Genomic DNA, 19,766 nt, shown 5'->3' with positions numbered 1-19,766 from the left:
TTATCTTTATTTTTTCCGCCAGCGATTTCGTCTTCCCAATTTAACTTGGGATTCTGATTGAGAATTCGGCAACGCTTGGGGACGAGGAAGAAACTGCTGCTCCGCAGAAAAGTAACGCCCTTGCCCACCATAAACCCCGAGCTCAATTAATGTGTTGAGCTCGTTCTGATTCTCAATTCCCACTGCTATAATTTTAGTTTTACTGTTTGCCGCCGCACCTAGCATACTGCGGACAAATAGCTGGTTTTCATGTCGTTGGTCGATTTTTGCTACTAAACTGCGATGAAGTTTAAGGTAACGAATGTCCACTTCTTTTAAATAGTGAGTGCTGACGATGGTACGCCCAGCCTGCCCAACCATTAAGTGGCACCCTAAACCGGCCAGCATTTTAGCGACTGGTCGCATAAAGTCTAAGTGTCTTACAAATTGTGCTTCAACAAACTCAAAACTGAGACACTTTCTCTGCTCACGTGACAACTGTAAGAGTTCATCACGAAACCATTTAAAGTACTCTCGGTTAGAAAATGGCGTTACATTCAAATTGAGCGCATACGATCTTGAGTTATCAAAATTATCCTTAAACTCTCTTAAGAATTTATTAATAACCGACTTATCCATTTGCGCTTCATAACCAACCTGTCTGATCGCAGAAATGAACCGAGACGCTTTAACAACCCCATTCTCAGGATCGCGAATCCGACATGTTAACTCTTCATATAATGATTTTTTATGCGTCGCGTCACTTATTGGGTGCACAGATTGTGCGTAGAGTATCACACTTTCAGGTGTAAGTGCTGTGTCAAATAACGTTCTCCACCTCACACTTCCGCGAGCTTCTTCATCGTGGTTCCATTTTTTGAAGCGACTCCAATTATTGTTATTTTGTAGTTGCGCACTACGCAAAGCAGTCTCGGCTTCATCAATGATTTGGCTGTGTCGCTCACCTTCTTTATAAGTGGTGATGCCAATATGGCACCAGTTGTCTGGATCAAGTGGCTCTGGCGGCATTAACTTTTCTAACTGGCGAATGCATTGCGAGGCGAGGTTAGCCACATCTTTCGCACTTTGGTGCGGTAGAAAAAGCGCAAAATCAGCATCGTAATAACGGGAAAATACAACATCTGGGTATCGTTGAACTAAATTGGACAATAAACTCCCAACTTCAACAATAAACTCATCCGTAATTTGCTTATCTTGCTCTTCTTCAACCAGTTTCCAGTCTTGAATACGCACTAGCAACACGGCGCCGCGAGCCCCACTTTCTAGTAACGCCGATTCCAACTTGCTATCAAATAACACTCGGTTAGCGGTACCGGTTAGCTTATCAAGGAAGGTTTGAGTTCGAATAAAGGTATCAAATCGGCTTCGCTCTTGACGCGCATCTTGTAACTCTTCGATTAATACATCGAGCGCTTCACTGGCGGTGTAAGGCCATTCTTTTTTGTCACCTTTGGCATACTGCTCTACCCTACCAGCCAGGATCATTCTGCCTCGCTCTTCGAGCATTTCGGAGCCTTCTAATTGTTCCTTAAGCCATGCCACGCCGCGCATTAAGCAGAAGATGATCAATATAACGGCAAGCGTGATCGACCAAAGCGCCTGCATTGAGTAGCTGTAACCTAAGTAAGGGGGAATTGCTTTAAAGTGAATCGTGTAATCTTGATTGTGAGTCAGCTGGTACTCAGCCTCAAACAAGACTGACGCTTCCATTTGATGAGAAGTATCTTTGAAGCGATAAACAACGGCGTTGTTGGTCGACAACGTCATTTCGACAATATTGGAAGCCTGCAGCATTTTCGGCATCCAGCGCTGCATAGAATAAGCGGCGTCAGGATCTTCCATCTCCTTGTCGACCACCTCTACGATCCCTTCTAAATAATGGGTGAGATATTCCTGCCCAAGACGTTTAAAAGAGAGGGTGCCACCGACAAACAAGATAAACATGGCGCAGATAACGATCATGGTGACAAAGGCCACCAGCCGTGTGCTTAACTTAAGAGTTGGGGTATACCTCATGAATACCAAATTCCTTTTTTATTCATCATATACCTTATTGAAATATTTATACTTGATAAGAGTTCATCAAACAATCGGATTAGTCTGATAGTGAGAGGCTGGAGCATAAAGAAAATCACACTCATTGATAAGTTTTATTGTTACGCCTAACCTTGCCAAGAGAAGCCTGTGAAATCATTAGATTGCGACAATAAAAAAGGCCGCGATATTCGCGGCCTTTTCGATTCAAGCATAAGCAGAATTTAAAAGTGTAAAAATAAAAAAAAACCAGCACTTCTGCTGGGTTATAGTAGCTTTCGCTGTAAATTTGCCGCTTTTCTTTACGATTTTAATTTATACGTAATCTAAAACGGTTAACTAAGACAAAAAAACCAAAACAGGGTCAGTAAAATTAAAATCTTCATATTAATCATAAACATAGAAGCAATGACCCCGATTGAAAAATCAACCTTTCACGAGCTAAATGTGTAAAAGTATCCGCGTTTTTTACTTAACTCAGCTCGATTTAAGCATTTTTCAACATTTCTGACAAAGCTGTTTTGCGTGTATCCAAAGCACTGCGCTTGTTTATCCCATACTGAAAGTCATACTCCTTACCAAGGATATGTACCTTACTTTCGGCTCGTGTTATGGCTGTATAAAGCCAACTTCGATCAAGCAACAAGCTTCGCTCCAGCAGCACGATTACATTCTCAGCTTGCTAGCCTTGCAACTTATGTAGCGTTAGTGCGTAAGCCAGCTCTATGTATTCGAATAGCTGCCAATCGACCTTTAAAGACCTTTTGCTTCCATCCTCGCCAATATCCTCTAGCTCAATGACACAAGCATACTCTTCGGTTGCTTCAGCGTTTGTTATCACGCCCAAAGTGCCATTTTGAACATCGTATTTATAGTTTGTCAGGGTTATAACTATTGGGTCGCCTTCTCTGAACTCATAGTTTCCTTTAGTGATCGGCATATTTGTTAGATCAAGTAACCGACCATTAGGGTTCACCTCTGCTTGTAACTTGAGGTTAGCATTTCTTACGGTGGCATTCGTCGATGCTACAATCATCGCCCTGTCGTATTGCAAATACACCGACACAGCGTCCTGAAGCAGGTCATCACTTGATTCATGGAACGTAATATCAGACGTCGTTAAAGAAGATGGCTTATTGCCATTGCGTATGTCATTCGAATAAGCAGGAATAGAACTAATAGCGCCTTGTCGCTTAACCACATCTAGTTCGACATGATTGATTACCCCACTCTTAATAACATCATGCAAAATTAACCCTGCATTGATCGGAGGTAACTGATTAGGATCTCCCACGAGTACGATCCTTGACTTGTCGGAGAACAAAGTAACCAAACGCCACATAGTGTAGGCATCTAGCATCGACGCTTCGTCAATCAGTAAAGCACTGTTATCTGGAATACTATCTTTACGTAATAATCGCGCTATCGTCATACAATTAATGCCAATAGACTGCTGAAGGCGTCTAGCTGCTTTTCCTGAAAGCGCTACTGGATAAATACTAAAACCTAATTTTTGATAGGCATCAACGATAAGCTTCGTGGTTGTCGTTTTACCTGTTCCAGCACCTCCAGTGAGAGCAAAAATATGGCTGACTAATGCTGTCCTTACAGCTCTTGCTTGAGCTTCCTCAAGTTTCCAACCTTCAGGGATAGAAGTAGCGAACGCAACCTCTAATTCACTTCGCCAAAGGCTTCCCATCTTGCTGAGTTTGCTGAATCGTTTGGCTATTGTTTTTTCAAAAATATAGTTGCCTGATGCGTAGTATTTGTCATCGTGTTTTACAAAACCGATGATGTCACCTGTTAACTGTTTAGCCCTTTCAATAAGTAACTTGTCGTTATTTAAGTAGGTGCGAATCGTATGTTCTATATCACGCCAAAGTGCAACCGTATGCCCTTTGTCACTCCATAGACGCAAAGATTGTTCAATTATAGCTGCAAGCCTTATTTCATCACTTGGTTCAACTTTGAAGTGCTTTTGTGGATCTCATCAACCTTGCTAAATCTCATACCCAAAGAGAACAAGCGGTACGGATTCGTTTTCAAAAATCCAATTGCATCCTTACCTGACAATCTAAAAAGTTGACGTTGAATAGGTTCTTCTACCTCCCTCTCAACTAACTGGCTCGCATACTTGAGATTGGCATATTTTCTAAAACCTTGATAAAGCGCATTTACCGTCCCATCACTCCTCAAAACATCCTTGATCGCTTGAAAGTTACTTATTGATTTATCATGTTTATATGGTTCATCTTTTTCGCATTCGAGCATGGTGAAAATGTCACTACGGAATTCAGCCCAGAGTAATTGTGCTTTCACCCTGCCAATACCGACAAACTCTTTCTCAGAGCTTAAAAAGTTAACGAAACCAATACCATTGTCAGGCATCACACACTTAAGTTTGGGTTGCATGAAGCGCCACACGTCCACATAACCACCCACACTAACTGGCTGTTGTCGCACACTATAGTTATTCTCTTTTAATATCTCCCATTGCTGCCCTACTTGCGGCTTCATATTTAGCTGGTTTTGAGTAGTTAGCAATACGATTCGGTGTGCTCCAGCGTTTTGGTTAACAAACACAGCACCTAACTGAACATTATCAGGATGATATTGATATATCTGGGTAATCCGAACCAAGAAAGTACCGTTACTCATTTCCAAAGCCCCATTTCAATGAGAACTTCTTTAAATTCAGATAGCCTAGCGACTTCGGCGGTAAGTTTTGCATTCTCAGCTTGTAACCGAGCATTGAACCGCTTTAAGTCACGAACCTTGATGCTATCTGTTATACCCTCGTCCATATTGTCCTGGAACACTTCCCTGACTTCAGCGCTCTGTTCTTCCAGTGGCAGATTCTCTTTCCGTTTTTGATACACCCCCTCTGTTGCAAGCTCTTTCTTAAGCTCATCGAATAGTTCGAAGAGTTTTTTGTTTCTAGATGCTTTGAATGCAGACGAATCAAAACCAAGCTCATCTGCTATCTTTTTGGGACTTAAAGTATCACCATGCCAGTAATCCAGCCAATTCGGAGGGTTCTTGGCCTTCATTTCATCAACCCACGCAATGAAGAGATTTCTATTTCTTTGTCCTTTCTCTTTGCTCAACTGGTCTTCTCCTAGATTCTATTTGCACCAATTCCCAAATCCCGATATTTCAAATTAAAGACGCTATTTAAACAGACTCTCTTGTTCCAAATCTGGTGCCGCATCTAGATATCTGTTGAGCGTTGGCCTAGAAATATTGAAGTGCTTAGCCACATCAGATTTTTGTACTGAGGGATCTTGTAGCATCGATTTCGCGAGCTTAATTTGCTTATCTGTGAGTTTTTGCTTCCTGCCACCTTTTCTGCCTCGCGCTCTTGCAGCTTTAAGTCCAGCCTTGGTTCTTTCCACGATAATATCTCGCTCAAACTCAGCTATAGCTCCAATCACGTTAAACACTAGCTTCCCTGTAGATGTTGTTGTATCAATGTTTTCGGACAATGATTTAAACAGAACTCCGTTGCTCTTAAACATCTCAAGCAAAGTAATAAGATCTTTAAGACTGCGTCCAAGCCTATCGAGTTTATAAACTACAACTATGTCATCCTGGCGAAGGGAGTCTAGTAATCTAGTAAGTTCAGGGCGATCTTTGGTCTTAGCTGAAGCCTTTTCTATAAAGATTTTTTCACAGCCAGATTTGGTTAGTTCATCAATCTGATAATCACAGTTTTGATCTGTAGTGCTTACTCTCGCATATCCAATTATCATGAAACATTCGCATACGTTTATGTTACATAGTTTAGTTTACGAGTTTTGTTACGGAAAATGGAAGGTTATTCATTAAAATATGATGAGAAAGGAGATGTAACACAAACCTTCGTTTTATTTACATCAAAAAAACGGAAAGAACTACACGGTACTTGAAGCACTTTTCAAAGGGTAAAATTGTTGCCCATGACGATCTCGAACTTCGTAAACAACGCTATTGGTCGAGATTCCATTCCCCTCACATCCAGGCAAGCAAAGCCCTTAGATGAAAGAGCTTCGAAAGCATCAGTAACATCCTTGATACTGCGCCCACTCATTTCAGCAAGTTCATCAAGACTGTTTGGCTTCTCGCGAGCAATCAAATTCAACAGTTCAACATTTTCGTTAGACAACAGTTGTGAAAGCGCAGCCAGTGACTCAAACAAAAATTGAGGATAAGGTTCTTCAGACGTCACTTTTCCTTCTGCAATACGAATCATACTCTTACGAGCAAGCTCTTCTGATAGAATGCCGATTTTTGCTTCCATACCATCCTCACTCCTAATAGTCGCATCTAATTCTTTTTTCATTTCTTGGGAAGGAGCAATCAACAGAAGTGGTTCTCACACGAAGTTTCTGTTAGTCCACTGATCTTTTCTTTTTCGCACTTCATTGCTGGATACTCCCATTTTTTATTGACGCAATCACTTTTAATAAATCGGCCGTGATTGCTGAACATTTGTCATTCATAAAAAACGTTACTTCATCTCCAAATTTCATCGTTACGATACCGCTTTTATCGACACTTAACAGCGCGAAAGACTGCTTCAAGTCGAGAGTCGTGTTACTTCCATTGGTCGTGGTTTAAGCCATATTTCCCCTCACTGCTAACGAGTATGCTTACAACACGGGCAACCATTGTTACCCCAGATGTTTACTTAATTGTTCTGTTTAACTTTTCAACGATTTCAGTGGCATGTTGAAATATTGCATCCTTTACCAACGCAAACTCCTGTCCAGGGAATCTTTTGTCTATAGAACTCAGTGCGCTACTAAATTGAGCGAGAAAGGTATAGACGATTTCATGGCATTCAGCATTACTGATACCGAACTGACTCGCTGTCTGCTCTATATGCCGTAAGCAAATCTTGCTGATATGGTATTTGTATCCTCGTGATGCTTGCAGTCCCATTGCTAGTTTTAGCTTGCGCTTATTTAACCCTGTAGCGCTGACAGCAGGGTAAGCTGATAGCAAATCGTAGAACGGTGCAAGTTTATAGTATCCGACAGGATCAATATGCACGGAAAAATTCTTGAGATGACCGTCAGTGGCACCAAGAAGGCACTGTAAAATCATGAATTTAAAAAAATCATGATTGTTCGCCTTGCTTTGCGCAGAGAGACTTAAAACATCAACAATTTTGGAGACACTTAGGTTGTTCTCCGATTGATATTTTTGATGTTCAGGTACACCCAAAATCTGGCAGAAATCTTCTTGGTGTCTACGAGTCACAACTCCATCACCAAAACATCGGTCGAACCGTTTTACTGCAAGGGCTTTAGCTCCTGATTCTACGGTTATTATGTCCATATCGGGGACTTTAAAACCAAGTTCCTTCGCTATTTGAGCACATATGAATTCATTCTCAATGCTGCTACTCATATCTAGCACGGAGTTACTTTGGGTAATAACATCCATCGGATACTTAACTATGTGACTACTGAACGCGGTTCCCTGTGGGACATACCACTTTCCATTTGTTTTCATCAGCGTGGTTTTTCTTTGTGTACCAGATACACATGGCCTGTATTCACCAAAACATGGGAGAAATGATTTACGCAGAGTAACGAGTTCATTTAAGTCACTTATTGATAGCTCTCGATATTCCCACCCTATATCTGGCAGGTTCTCACTACCCGTGAACGAAATACCGCCAGTACAATCATGACCAAGTTTGGAGAGTAAAGTGAATGCATCATTGGATTGTATTCCCATTGAGTGAGCAAGGCTTAATCGTTCTTCCATTAAATCAGGAAGAAGATTATTCATGAAATTCAATACATTAAATGATGAATTTTCTCCCGTTCTTAACGGTAGGCTCAACGAGATCGGAAAGGATGAATGATATGCTAACCATTGTTCAGAATATGAAAATGACAAGTTGTTCTTCGACCGTTGAACAAACTGCCCCACGAGCATGTTGTTATTTGTGGCATGTGCGTAAAGTATAGGATTGTACAAATTAGCTCCCACTTTCTTCTAGTTGGGCTGTGTTTTTGTAGAGGTTAATTGCATTTTCTACTGCCAGCATTTCAGCTTTGATATCCAATCTACGATTGTCATGTTCTGAGATGTATTGTTCTATGCATGGCCTCAGCTCGGAGTATTGCGCACACAACCGATTGAAATGCTTCCATGCCCTTTGATGAAGAGAATTGGACTCTGACAGCTCTGACTGTTTATCTTGCAAAATCGTCAAGAGACTTTCTTTTTTGAGAGAAAGATAGTTGGAGTCCTCACTGTAATTGTCGTAATCAACAACCTCCCAATCGGTATGGTTGAACATAAAACCTTTGGAAAACTTCTCATCGCCGCGTTTATCGAAGCCGCATGAGAGGACTGCACCGATAAGAGACATCTCCTTCAATTTTTTTTCGACGTATTCATCTGATAAGTATTCATTTTCCTCACTGTCTAATGAAATGGATTTTAGGTCGTTAGCAGAGAAATGTTCATTGTGATAAATAGCGAGAAATAACTCTTTTCTGATCTTTACCTTCATGTGTTCAAAAAGTGACCTTTACTGTTGATTTTGAGGATTATAATCCGTGGATCTATATGCCGCAAGTGTGTGATTGTTCAGCAAATTAATTTCATAAATAAAAAACATGAACAAGAACCTTGCAGAACTTGTGGGCAAACGCATTGCAAAAATGAGGAAATCTAAAGGGTTAACTCAAGATAAACTCGCGTTGTTCGCAGAGATAGATAGAAGTTATGTTGGACGCATTGAGCGCGGTGAAGTCAATATCACGATTGAGAAGTTGTATGAGATTGCGGATGCCTTAGGCTGTGATGCTAAGGAGCTTTTGCCTTGATCTGTATTGAATTATTCACAACATATGTAGAGCACTAGCAAACCCCATCACTGAAAAAGTTAGCACTCGATTTTTGCACTTTACCCACCTAACACACCCAACAGTGCTTAGGGTGTTAGTAGCTAAATAGTGGGACACAGCCTAAAAAAGTTAAATAATATCCTTAAGTAGATCATGTTGTGCTTGGTATAAGTATAAACACATAGACCAAATTGTAAGAATTGTTGCAACAAGGAGTACGAAATGGGCTATGTAAAGAAAAACACCTTCGGGCTGAAGTAAATACAGCCATATCGACAGCATTTGAAATGTCGTTTTGAATTTTCCAACTGATGAGACAGCGACTGAACTTATTCTGCCCACTTCAGCCATCCACTCACGCAAAGCAGAAATGATAATCTCTCTTGCAATCATTATGATGGCAGGTAAAGTTATGAATATTGAGTTGTAGCTCTCGGTTATCAATATAATTGCTATAGCTACTAAAACTTTATCAGCTACAAGGTCAATGAATGCCCCAAAAGTGGATGATTGTTGCAGCCTTCTCGCTAGATAACCATCAAGTAAATCTGTTAAGGCTGCAATAAAGAAAATGCTACTTGTTATTGCCGCCGCATGCTCTATTGGCAAATAGAAGAAGGCTATCATCACTGGTATTAGCAATAACCTGAGTAAAGAAAAAATGTTTGGTAGATTCATGAGCAAGTACAAAGCAAGATCACATCGTTCTAGTGTGTTTCACCGTATATCCTAGTATCCTTGCCACAAACAGCCTTGTGAAACAGCAACTTATAAAAAAATGAATTCTGGACTTTAAAATAAGTTGTAAGACATGGATAATCTGATGATTATTGTGATTTTTACTGTACAAAAAAACAGGCTTTGGAGTGGATATGAATGTAATTGACTTGTTCTGTGGCTGTGGGGGGCTATCCCTTGGTTTTGAGCAAGCTGGATATAATGTTCTTCTTGGCATTGATCATGATAAATCAGCATTAGAAACCTTTAAAGCCAACCATAAGAACTCTGAGGTTATTCATGGGGACATCCAAGAAATCTCGGCTAACGATATCAAACAAGTCATCAGCAATCAAACTGTTGATGTGATAATCGGAGGGCCTCCATGTCAAGGATTATCATTATCAGGCCCTCGTAAATTTGAAGATCCCAGAAATAAGCTTTTTTTGTCTTATGTTCGTTTGGTTAGAGATTTAAAACCAAAGTTCTTTGTTCTAGAAAATGTGCCGGGAATTATAAGTCTATTTAAAGGAAAAATAAAAGACCAGATCATCAAAGAGTTTAGTGAATTAGGCTACAGCGTTGAGTACGAAGTGCTAAATAGTGCTCACTATGGAGTACCGCAAATTCGTAAGAGAGCTATTTTTATTGGTTCACTTGATTGCACTGGTGCTAGTTATTTCCCAGAAAAAATAATTTCTGAAGAACAAGCCTTTATTAATTGTGAGCAGGCAGTTTCAGATCTTCATGCTTTAGATGATGACGACATGCCAGAGTCATTTTCATATGCAACTGAACCACAAAGTGCTTATCAAGTTGAAATGAGAAAATATGCTCCTAAGAGACTCCATAATCATCTTATTACAAAGCACCAAGATAAAGTTAAGTCAACTATCGCCCTAGTTCCTGAAGGTGGGAATTACAAGAATTTACCAGAAGACTTTGTTTCTACACGCAAATTTAATGTTGCTTGGACTCGATATCATAGTAAAAAGCCAGCAAGTACTATCGACACTGGTCATCGACACCATTTTCACTATAAACATAATCGAGTTCCAACAGTTAGAGAAAATGCTCGTTTTCAATCTTTTCCTGATTCATTTATATTTTTGGGAAATAAAACAGAGCAGTATCGTCAAGTTGGAAATGCAGTTCCTCCATTAATGGGGAAAGCAATAGCAGAGAAGATATTAAGGCAAACTGTAGACAAGGAATCGATAAGTTCAGTAGAGACAAAGGAATTGATTATATGACAGGTGAAAGTTTATATAAAACACCAGAGGAGCATTTGTTTCCTTTACATATGGTGCGCCCTCGATTTAAGAACAACCTAGAGAACGTTCTATTTTACATGTCTAAAGAGATTAGTGCATTCAACGGGTCTATTGATAAAGAATCTTTAAACAAAATTATTGCTGAATTCCCAGGTAATAGTCATGCCACCGTCAAAACTCTAGATAATTGGCGTACAGAGATTAGCGCCATTTTTGGTCTAATGCAGTACAGACACGGTTTAGGGCTTTATGCAAGTGCAATTTCAAAAAGGCTAGCTGAAACAGAAGATTTAATTGAATTTTTTAAGAATTTCTCAATGAAAATTCAATTCCCTAATGGCATGCTGAAGCCACATGTAAATAAGGATTTAATAGATCATAATGTAAATTTCGCACCACTTAAGTTTATTAAAGATCTACTTACACTTCTTGAAGGTCACGATAACGGTCAGGGTTTTATCACTAAAGATGAGTTGACCTACGTCGTTTTTGACGATCTCAGGTTTACTTCTGGTTCTCTATCAGTAAGTGATGCCAAAAATATCATTGTAGAAAATCGAAAACATAATGTTGTGTACAGAAGCCACAAATTTATTCGAGGTTTTACTTATGAAAGCAAAGGAGACCAAACTCGTACAGCTCTAGACTTTCTCGACTATATGCAGTTAGGTAACTTACTTGTAAAAAAATCTTCCAAGTACTTCCTAAACAATATTGAAAGTGAGTTTCTTACGTATGCTTACACTCAATCTGGGACGTTTGACCGCTTCTCTGAGTTTTATGGTAGAGAATTTGATGTAAGTGAACTGCATGATGTTAAAGAAGCTTGGTTTGATTATGTAAATGATTTAGATTTCTCTACCAGTGCGACTAGCTTGGATAAGTTTATCCGAACGAAATCAGAAAAAGATGAGTTCGTACTGAGTTTAGATAGTGGTCAAACAACTAAAATGACTACTAAAGATATTGGAGATATGGGTGAATATCTGGTTATAGCTCATGAAAAGAATAAACTAAAGATGCTTGGACTTGAACATAATCAGCACTTAGTTCAGTTCATCCCAACACATTTGGGGGCTGGTTATGATGTTAAATCTATGGATGAAATGGATAACCAAATATTTATAGAAGTTAAAACAACTTTAAGTAATCATCCGATAACCCAAAGCAGAATATCCCTCACGAAAAATGAGTGGAATGCTGCATATACTCATAAAGAAAATTACTACATATACCGACTTATTATCACGGATGAAAGCAGAAAGTTGCTGGTCATGAATAACCCTGTAAAGCTATTCCAAGAAGATCTAGTGAAACTTTCCGCCCCAAAGGGAGTAGAGTTAATATTTAAACCAACGATAATGGAAGAAGTAGAGATATTGGCATGAATAAGCTAAAAATTTGCTCAGTTTTTAGTGGCTGTGGTGGGATGGACTTGGGAGCTATTGGTGGATTCAGCTATCAAGGAAAGTACTACGATAGCAATAACTCTGAAATCGTTTTTTCATCTGACATTGACCCATATGCAGTTGAAATTTATAACGATAACTTTGATCATATATCTATGCTCGGTGACATTAGAGATCTAAAACCTTTTGTACCTAAGCATGACGTATTGATTGGAGGATTTCCATGCCAATCATTTTCCGTTGTTGCTCAAAACCCTCCTCGCTTGGGTTATAAGAATGATAATGGAAAGCTTTTTTTTGAAATGGTCGATATATTAAAGAAGCATAAACCCAAGGTTTTCATTGCTGAAAATGTTAAAGGGCTACTCTCTGCAAATAAAAAGCAAGCATTTCCTCTGGTAATACAATCATTTGAAGAGGCTGGTTACACTTGTAAGTACACCATACTAAACTCGTCTCATTTTGGGGTTCCTCAGAAAAGAGAAAGGGTTTTCATCGTTGGTTTCCTAAACCCTGAGTTGGCTAAGAGTTTTAGCTTCCCAACAGCTATCAAATCCGATATTACACTCCAGGATGTCTTAGAAAATGAAGATGAAGTTGATAGTAAGTTTTTCTTTTCACAAAAAGCTATAGACGGAATGCTAAAGAAAAGAGAGACGATGAATAAAGGTAGAGTTCAAGATCCTACTGGGTATTGCAATACTATTAGTGCGCACCTATCTAAAGCAAGTTTAAATAGTGTTGATCCTGTATTGTGTATAAATGGCCGATATAGAAGATTTACACCATTAGAGGCTGCTCGTATCCAGTCTTTTCCAGAAAACTTTAAGTTTAATGTATCGAACACAAGGGCATATAAAGCCATCGGAAATGCGGTTCCACCTGTAATGATGTGGCATGTAATGTCTAGTGTTGTTTCAACTTTGTCTTCTGCTGTGTCAATAAAAGCAGCTTGATAGCTTAAGAGTCCCCCCCAAGCATAATCAATTTAATTGTTTTGTGGCATTTTAAGGATGGGGGGGCTTCTTTCCAAGATAATTGCCTAGCTTAGGATTATTTACCGTAGAATATCATCTATTTTGACTTGGCAGGTAAACCATCATCAATTGTAGAAGCTAACTTATTGAGATCGACGCCATCCATCTTCTGAAGGTTGTATTGCCATCTCGCAAATCTTTCAAGCAATATATCGTTTTGAGAATTAAGCCTTTTATTTTCTGAACTGAGCCTTTTATTCTCTTTTTCAAGTTTTTCTACTTGCTTGATTAATTCAGCAATCGCTACGTCATCATTCCCTAGATTAGAGATAAGATCACTTAATTTGTCAGTACTTTCGAACAACGACTTGGCATCTTGGATAGCTGCTGATTTCTTTTGCCTTAGCTGCTCTTTCTTCAAATCAAAAGCATGCTTAATTTCATCATACTTGGTGAATGTGAAACGTGATGGCGGCTTTTTTAGGCCAAGTTCTAACTGTAATTTCTCAGCTAAAAGCTCATAACTAAGTTTACCAGTCCACCCATCGATGATAGCCAGTATCGTTTCTTTGTTATCTGGAACAAAAGCCATTATGCCTCCCTCATATCAGATAGTGCCAAAGCCATAAGATCAAACCCTTGGATAGCGCTTTGTTCATTTATGTTCAGTGAGCGCTTCACAGGAGATGGTGATAGCTCATCAGGTATTCTAACGTGTGCGCCATCCGCTTTTTTTGGATCTTCAAGAAGAAAAATGAGTGTTTTTATCTTAGACAAGCGAAAGCCCAGAGCTGTAACCCATCTATCCGATCCAAAAACCTGATCCTCTGCGGCGGCTTTCGCATGCCTCAATTGCTCTTCATATAGCGCTTCAAGAGTTTTTAACTCATCAAGAGAGTGAGGTATACCTTTAAGGCAAACATGTTCATTACAGACCTCACAGTCACCATTTTTAACACATGGACTTTCGGCATAGTTGGTGAACACAGAAGCCTAATCCTGTGAACTGAGCAACACCATCCCTATCAACCCCAAGAGCTTTTAGTGAGATGGGAAGTCCAAGGTCATGTAAAACCATTGGCGGTGGCGGCGCTTCGGCAGTGTAAGGTTCTAACAACTGGTTAGCTTGAGCAACAGTCATGACACCAGATCCAATCGTAACATGCCCAATACGCTGAGTTAGACGTGACTTTTGCTTTTCAGTTCGTCCGTCGTAAGCTTTGTTTTGCTTGATATCAGCTCGCCCTGACCATTTGGCGATAAGCCAATCAGCTTCACCTGCTAACTTTAATTTCGTGTTTAACCAGTGACGAAATTGGTGACTATTTAGCTTGAGAGGTGTCCCATCTTCATCTGTGATACCCAGCTCATCAAAAATTGATTCTAAGCCTCTGTCAGAGCCGATAGCATCACTCAGAGAGCCATGCCCAAGATGAACCCATGAGAAGGGCTTAGCCGCGAATTCCTTGTGAAATTCATAATCTCTGACTAATGTGATGCAATCCCATACTTTCATATCGCCATAATTAGGGAAATCCAGCGTCTTATATTGTTCATCAATAATAGAACGGAGATCCCTGTAACTAGGAAATCGAATGACGATTCCTGCTGACTTACCTGTGCGCTTATTGACGACCTCATTGTTTGGGAGAATGGTGTATCCTTGACACAAATCCTTTTTCCAGTTGTTCACATTATTCAAGTCACTAATTAAACGATTTAACCATTTGACGTTGCTTCCATATGTAGTCCAAGTAATGTTGACTCCTCTTCCTGATTTACCTGTTTTAAATCCCATTGCTTTCGCGAACTGATTATATGTCAAAGGCTTGTCTTGGGAGCTTTCTGAGTCACTAGCCAACATGAACAGATCAGGATTGTCGTACGCAAATTTTGCAGCAGACCTGGCTGGAGCAGAAATCTCAACAAGTCTTTCAAATGCTTGTTTAACAACGTCTTCTAGCAAAGCTGGCACCCACTTTCGAACGGCCCCCCCCCCCCCTTTGGCAGGATGCCACATCAAGTACCAACGACCTTTATCACTTCGCTGTAATGAATTGACAGTCAAACCATTCAATTCTATATTTCTGCTGGGCTGGCACATCAACATAACGCAAACACTACTAAAATACTTCTGGCGTGGTGTCTTAGCTTTATGAAAAGCGTCTGCTACCTGCAACATCTGATAATCTGACGGACATTTATCTTCTATTTCCTTGCGACTTTTTTCGTCTAGTTTTATGCTCGCGTCAGATTGACGAGGAAACGGGTTCGACCAATCTTGTAGATCTAGTTTAAATCGTTTTTCTTTGATGAATTTCAATACCTTTTCGAACGAAAGGCCGATATTGCGTTTGCCGCCAGCACCTAAATCACTGCTCCGTATCTTCTGCTCTACGCGATCAATCACATTATTGTTGATGTTCATTATATCAACTGAAGATTTATCATTGTGAGCAGCGTGCTCTTCTAATGCTTGATAGAGGAATACAAGTGATGAAGCCCAAGTAGTTGAATCTTTCTTGTTAAGCGATTGCTGGTAGCGAACATATGCTTTCGCAAAGTCAGAAAAAGGAGGCTGGAAAGGTGTATATTTTGAATGATTCTGACTTGCCCCAAAAACAATCGTCAGCTTTTTTCCTTTTTCCGTCTTCCACGACCACTTATCACATTCCCAGCCATTCTGAATAATGCCTTCAGGGGTTTTGAACTGAATGTCTTCAAACAGACTCAGATCATTTTTTGCAAAAGCGATAAAATCATCATAATTCTTTTGAAAATCAATTTTATGCTTAGGAGTAAACAGCAAAACATTAGACATTTAAGGCTCCTTCATTTTCTAACTCTTGCTTTCTTGCGTTGCACTTTAGAATGACCGCCTTAATAGCATTGATACTGCGGTTATGTCCTTGCAAAACAAACTCACTGGCTCCCATATCAAGCTTTCGATCTCGTTTCAAAACGACGCTTTTCAGCATTTTTTCATGAGGAGCATTTAACCAAGGTTGAAATTTGTTACATGTGTAGCAATGTACAGAACCATTAGCGCAAAAGCCGAATGTTCCACAGTTTCCTAAAGGGTTGCCTTCGTCATTGTTAATTCTACTTCGAGGATCGTTAGCTCGAATTGCGTCTTTTTCACTGTCTATTAACGTGCCAGAAAAAGCTTGAGCTAATGGGGTAAGAGCGGTAGCTAGCGCCTCGTCGATTCTATCCGCCATCTCTTCATTAAACTCGGTATACACGGTGACCTGTTGAGTATCTTCATGCCCCTAACTCCTCAGCTATCGTATGCTCGCTGGCTCCAAGCATAGACATGTTCGTCGCATGAGTGTAACGAAATCGACGTGGATTAATATGCAAATCTCCATAATCCCCACCCACTTTAATTCGGGTTGTTTTTAAGGGGCAAAGCCGAGCTAATCTTCGTGTTATTTCCCCTACTGATGGATTTGCACCTCTCGTCCGTAAGCACAATAAATCAGGCGTTTTCTGTTTTATTTCTTCGAATGCACTAAAGTCAGTGAGATTCGATATCTCTCGGTCATTAATAAAAATGGGGATATGCTTTTTCTGCTGACTAGTAAGGCTAACGTTGAAATGTTCTTCAACCATTTTTATTGATTGTTTTGCCTGTGCAGTCAGCACCAATATTAGGTCTTCACTCACATCTTTTTTGATTTGGTAAGACCCTCTAAACGTTTCATTACGTTTTTTGGCGTTAGGTATTCGTAAATCAAAGTGCTCAATGCCAGCCTCTGTTCTTGTGAGTAGATCCTCATAATACATATGGGTTAATTGGATAGGCCGAGCACCTGTGTATTGCAATGCCATGATAAATGCATAGTCATATAATGAAATGAGCTGCTCTGTAAATGCATCTACGTACCACGTAATGAATGCTGATTGCTCCTCCAGTGTATAAGCACCGCTAAACAGGCAACCAAGTGCAACCGCTTTCCCTTTTTCATTTCCTGAAATTTTGAGCGCTGAGAGCAAGCCAACAACTTTCTTATCAACACCGTAGATTTCCTTGTCATGCCAATCAAGCAAAAAAGCACGGATACTCCCTAGCTTGTATTCTGTGTTTTTAGTCAAGCTGCTCTTAAAATTGACGACGTGCTTCTCACTGATTTTATTTGTCACACCAAAAGCAAAGAGAGCACGACACTCTCGAAAAATATTGGACGTGTAAGAAGATGAAAACTCAGCAGCGTAGTCCGCTAAAGCAAGTCTGAAACACTCAGAAAACTTAGGAGTAAGACTTAATGGTTCTAAAAGAGTCAAATTCAAACGCACATTGGTATCCAACTGCCAATTATCAGAATAAACGTCAAACTCATAGTTAGCTTTACTTAGTCGCTTGTCTGTCTTTGACTTTATATCTCTATAATCACTGTTTTTTTTCGTATTAATAGCCATAAACACCTACTTCAGCCTTATGTTTTAAATTTTCATGCATCTTTCTCCGCATCTTATTGGCTTGTTCTATAACTGTTCGTTTCAAATAAGGTCTGCCAGAGTTTAGGTCGGAATGTCCATTCTTCTCAGCTCTAATCTCTAGCTCACGCGCTTCGGTGATTTTATTTTCATCTGCATATAGTTTGGCTGCTTGGGGCTTCCCTTCGGCTTCCAATCGCTTCACTTCTTCTTCAACCGCTTTTTTTTCTTGGTCAATACATTTGGATAGCAGATGGTTGAAATAATGCCTAAAGCTGTGTGGCGTGATCCCCCAAAAACGTTCAAAATTAACCTTGCGAATACGATTAAAAATATCGTTTATCGTTTGTTTTACCAGCGGTTGACCTGATTCATAGCTTCCACTTTTGGCTTTGTGAGAGACAAATATAAATGGATGTTTTTTGGCCGCCTTTGTCTGAAAACGATGTGTTCTAACGTAGGTATTTAGTAAATCTCTCAGTTCTTTCGAGATTGGGACGGCTCTACCAAGCGTCTTCGCTGTAGGCTCATCTAAACGAGGATCTTCTTTACTATTATGTCTGCGTACAACTGATAAGGTGGGGTTGTCAGTATCAGTACCGATGTCACCAATTCTTAGAGCTGCTAGTTCACTGCGTCTACATCCCGTTTCATACAAGATTTGAACGATGAGGTAATTTCGAAACCGAATGACAGAGTTACTAAAGGGATTGTGTTCAGAGTTGGGTTTAGCCACGGCAACAAAATCTTCAAATACATCATCTGGTATCCCAGATTTATCTAAAGCCATTTGTTTGCTTTTTAAACGATCCTTTGGCATGTCGCTTTTTAGCTGCGTCTTCATTAAATCAAGCGCATCAGATAACTGCGAAGCAGACGGTTTCTTCTTAACTCGCTCTTTACCACAAAAGTGGAGATATTCAGTAATGTGAGCCATGCGAGATATATACTGAGACTTTGTGACGGTGGGCTTATCTTTTGATTTAGAAAGGTGAAATTTGCCCATATCGGTAACATTTGTTTTAGTCTGATTTTTGAAGACGCTAGCTCGATAGCTACAATGCTCTTTCAGAGCATTGATATCATCAAGGGTTGGAATGGTCCCATTGTAAATTTCTTCAAGCAGATCTCTACCATTTATACTTTCCCAAAGTTTTAAGTGTTTGATGGACTTTAGATACTGTTGAATTGAAGATGTTGTTAAATTCTTCCTGAGTTTATTAGTGACAAAGTGCGTTACCCAAAAATCAGGCATGCCGTCATCGTCTAGTAAAAAGACATAACGCTCACCGCTCATAAACTTCTTTATCTCAATCTTCATACCTAACCAAAGAAATCAACATAAAAACTTGTAAGTTAATAATATACACACCCAGCTTAAAAAATAAACACTTTTTTTTCAGCCAATAAAAGAAAAGGCCGCTATTAGCGGCCTTTAGTGTGTTTTTCAACATTTTTTATTTTGTCTTAGTTCAGAACGGGATATCGTCGTCAAAATCCATTGGTGGCTCATTGTACTGCTGCTGTGGTTGCTGCGGAGCCTGTTGTTGTGGTTGCTGTTGCTGAGGCGCATTGTACTGCTGCTGAGCTGGCTGTTGAGGCTGACCCCATCCACCTTGTTGCTGCTGTTGACCGCCCATAGGTGCACCGCCACCTTGAGCACGACCGCCAAGCATTTGCATCACACCATTGAAGCCTTGAACAACGACTTCAGTTGAGTAGCGATCTTGACCACTTTGATCTTGCCATTTGCGAGTTTGCAGTTGCCCTTCAATGTAAACTTGAGAGCCTTTACGCAAGTACTCACCTGCTACTTCCGCAAGTTTGCCGAACAACACAACACGGTGCCATTCCGTTTTTTCGCGCTGTTCGCCAGTCGCTTTATCACGCCATGAATCAGAAGTCGCAATAGTAATGTTTGCTACTGCACCGCCATTCGGCATGTAACGAATTTCAGGGTCGTTACCTAGATTCCCCACCAAAATAACTTTGTTAATTCCACGGCTGGCCATGATGTGCTCCGTTTCACTCTGGATATATAAAATTTTAGCGCATTAGAATAGC

General features: G+C 40.0%; 20 protein-coding genes. 4 read left to right on the top strand and 16 right to left on the bottom strand.

All coding sequences use genetic code 11. The features are described 5' to 3' along the window. Positions 1 to 6 precede the first annotated feature (6 nt). The 8 genes from csrD to R7R78_RS18780 all read right to left on the bottom strand — a co-directional run bounded on the left by csrD (position 7) and on the right by R7R78_RS18780 (position 8,548). Positions 7 to 2,016, bottom strand: a complete 2,010-nt coding sequence (gene csrD / locus R7R78_RS18815; protein ID WP_167415480.1) for an RNase E specificity factor CsrD — start codon at positions 2,014 to 2,016, stop codon at positions 7 to 9. Positions 2,017 to 2,716: 700 nt separating this feature from the next. After that, on the bottom strand, positions 2,717 to 3,952 hold the full coding sequence (locus tag R7R78_RS18810; protein ID WP_225474122.1) for an ATP-dependent RecD-like DNA helicase: 1,236 nt from the start codon (positions 3,950 to 3,952) through the stop codon (positions 2,717 to 2,719). Positions 3,953 to 3,978: 26 nt separating this feature from the next. Next, positions 3,979 to 4,692: a hypothetical protein gene (locus tag R7R78_RS18805; RefSeq protein WP_225474121.1), complete on the bottom strand. Its 714-nt coding sequence runs from the start codon at positions 4,690 to 4,692 to the stop codon at positions 3,979 to 3,981. Further along, positions 4,689 to 5,141, bottom strand: a complete 453-nt coding sequence (locus R7R78_RS18800; protein ID WP_042763352.1) for a hypothetical protein — start codon at positions 5,139 to 5,141, stop codon at positions 4,689 to 4,691. The genes R7R78_RS18805 and R7R78_RS18800 overlap by 4 nt, the downstream gene beginning before the upstream one ends. Before the next feature lie 63 nt (positions 5,142 to 5,204). Then, positions 5,205 to 5,786, bottom strand: coding sequence for a recombinase family protein (locus R7R78_RS18795; RefSeq protein WP_225474120.1), 582 nt, complete (start codon positions 5,784 to 5,786; stop codon positions 5,205 to 5,207). Positions 5,787 to 5,950: 164 nt separating this feature from the next. Then, a complete protein-coding gene (locus R7R78_RS18790; RefSeq protein ID WP_225474119.1) occupies positions 5,951 to 6,313 on the bottom strand; it encodes a transcriptional regulator in 363 nt (120 codons plus the stop codon). 386 nt (positions 6,314 to 6,699) lie between these two features. Beyond that, positions 6,700 to 8,007, bottom strand: a complete 1,308-nt coding sequence (locus R7R78_RS18785; RefSeq protein WP_406707380.1) for a HipA domain-containing protein — start codon at positions 8,005 to 8,007, stop codon at positions 6,700 to 6,702. 1 nt (position 8,008) lies between these two features. Continuing rightward, complete coding sequence (locus R7R78_RS18780) at positions 8,009 to 8,548, bottom strand: hypothetical protein (protein ID WP_130200189.1); 540 nt, start codon at positions 8,546 to 8,548, stop codon at positions 8,009 to 8,011. Positions 8,549 to 8,654: 106 nt separating this feature from the next. Between R7R78_RS18780 and R7R78_RS18775 the strand changes: the two genes are divergently transcribed. Beyond that, positions 8,655 to 8,864: a helix-turn-helix domain-containing protein gene (locus R7R78_RS18775; RefSeq protein WP_069544313.1), complete on the top strand. Its 210-nt coding sequence runs from the start codon at positions 8,655 to 8,657 to the stop codon at positions 8,862 to 8,864. Positions 8,865 to 9,014: 150 nt separating this feature from the next. Here the strand turns inward: R7R78_RS18775 and pgsA are convergent, their stop codons facing one another. Next, positions 9,015 to 9,569: a CDP-diacylglycerol--glycerol-3-phosphate 3-phosphatidyltransferase gene (pgsA, locus tag R7R78_RS18770; RefSeq protein ID WP_225474134.1), complete on the bottom strand. Its 555-nt coding sequence runs from the start codon at positions 9,567 to 9,569 to the stop codon at positions 9,015 to 9,017. Between the two features lie 188 nt (positions 9,570 to 9,757). On the opposite strand from pgsA, the gene R7R78_RS18765 reads away from it, so the two are divergent. Genes R7R78_RS18765 through dcm form a run of 3 tightly spaced genes read left to right on the top strand, consistent with a single transcriptional unit; the run spans position 9,758 to position 13,241 of the window. After that, entirely contained in the window at positions 9,758 to 10,855 is a 1,098-nt protein-coding gene (locus R7R78_RS18765) for a DNA cytosine methyltransferase (RefSeq protein ID WP_225474117.1), read from the top strand. Continuing rightward, on the top strand, positions 10,852 to 12,264 hold the full coding sequence (locus tag R7R78_RS18760) for a protein NO VEIN domain-containing protein (protein ID WP_069544310.1): 1,413 nt from the start codon (positions 10,852 to 10,854) through the stop codon (positions 12,262 to 12,264). The genes R7R78_RS18765 and R7R78_RS18760 overlap by 4 nt, the downstream gene beginning before the upstream one ends. After that, positions 12,261 to 13,241 (top strand): DNA (cytosine-5-)-methyltransferase, encoded by a 981-nt coding sequence (dcm, locus tag R7R78_RS18755; RefSeq protein WP_069544309.1) that lies wholly within the window; start codon positions 12,261 to 12,263, stop codon positions 13,239 to 13,241. Before R7R78_RS18760 ends, dcm begins: the two co-directional genes overlap by 4 nt. 118 nt (positions 13,242 to 13,359) lie before the next feature. Here the strand turns inward: dcm and R7R78_RS18750 are convergent, their stop codons facing one another. From R7R78_RS18750 to R7R78_RS18720, 7 genes are all read right to left on the bottom strand, one after another. Continuing rightward, on the bottom strand, positions 13,360 to 13,854 hold the full coding sequence (locus R7R78_RS18750) for a hypothetical protein (RefSeq protein ID WP_069544308.1): 495 nt from the start codon (positions 13,852 to 13,854) through the stop codon (positions 13,360 to 13,362). Continuing rightward, entirely contained in the window at positions 13,854 to 14,249 is a 396-nt protein-coding gene (locus R7R78_RS18745; protein ID WP_225474116.1) for a hypothetical protein, read from the bottom strand. Before R7R78_RS18745 ends, R7R78_RS18750 begins: the two co-directional genes overlap by 1 nt. Continuing rightward, the gene (locus tag R7R78_RS18740; RefSeq protein WP_225474115.1) at positions 14,215 to 16,083 is read right to left on the bottom strand and encodes a hypothetical protein; all 1,869 of its coding nucleotides are present in this window, start codon (positions 16,081 to 16,083) and stop codon (positions 14,215 to 14,217) included. The genes R7R78_RS18745 and R7R78_RS18740 overlap by 35 nt, the downstream gene beginning before the upstream one ends. Beyond that, positions 16,076 to 16,507 (bottom strand): hypothetical protein, encoded by a 432-nt coding sequence (locus R7R78_RS18735; protein ID WP_225474114.1) that lies wholly within the window; start codon positions 16,505 to 16,507, stop codon positions 16,076 to 16,078. Before R7R78_RS18735 ends, R7R78_RS18740 begins: the two co-directional genes overlap by 8 nt. A 19-nt stretch (positions 16,508 to 16,526) precedes the next feature. Further along, the gene (locus R7R78_RS18730; RefSeq protein WP_225474113.1) at positions 16,527 to 17,684 is read right to left on the bottom strand and encodes a site-specific integrase; all 1,158 of its coding nucleotides are present in this window, start codon (positions 17,682 to 17,684) and stop codon (positions 16,527 to 16,529) included. Next, the gene (locus R7R78_RS18725) at positions 17,674 to 19,023 is read right to left on the bottom strand and encodes a tyrosine-type recombinase/integrase (RefSeq protein WP_225474112.1); all 1,350 of its coding nucleotides are present in this window, start codon (positions 19,021 to 19,023) and stop codon (positions 17,674 to 17,676) included. The genes R7R78_RS18730 and R7R78_RS18725 overlap by 11 nt, the downstream gene beginning before the upstream one ends. A 151-nt stretch (positions 19,024 to 19,174) precedes the next feature. Beyond that, complete coding sequence (locus tag R7R78_RS18720) at positions 19,175 to 19,714, bottom strand: single-stranded DNA-binding protein (RefSeq protein WP_005387798.1); 540 nt, start codon at positions 19,712 to 19,714, stop codon at positions 19,175 to 19,177. Between the last annotated feature and the right edge of the window lie 52 nt (positions 19,715 to 19,766).

Source organism: Vibrio sp. 2134-1, from assembly GCF_033339495.1.
This window is presented reverse-complemented; position numbering and strand designations above follow the sequence as displayed.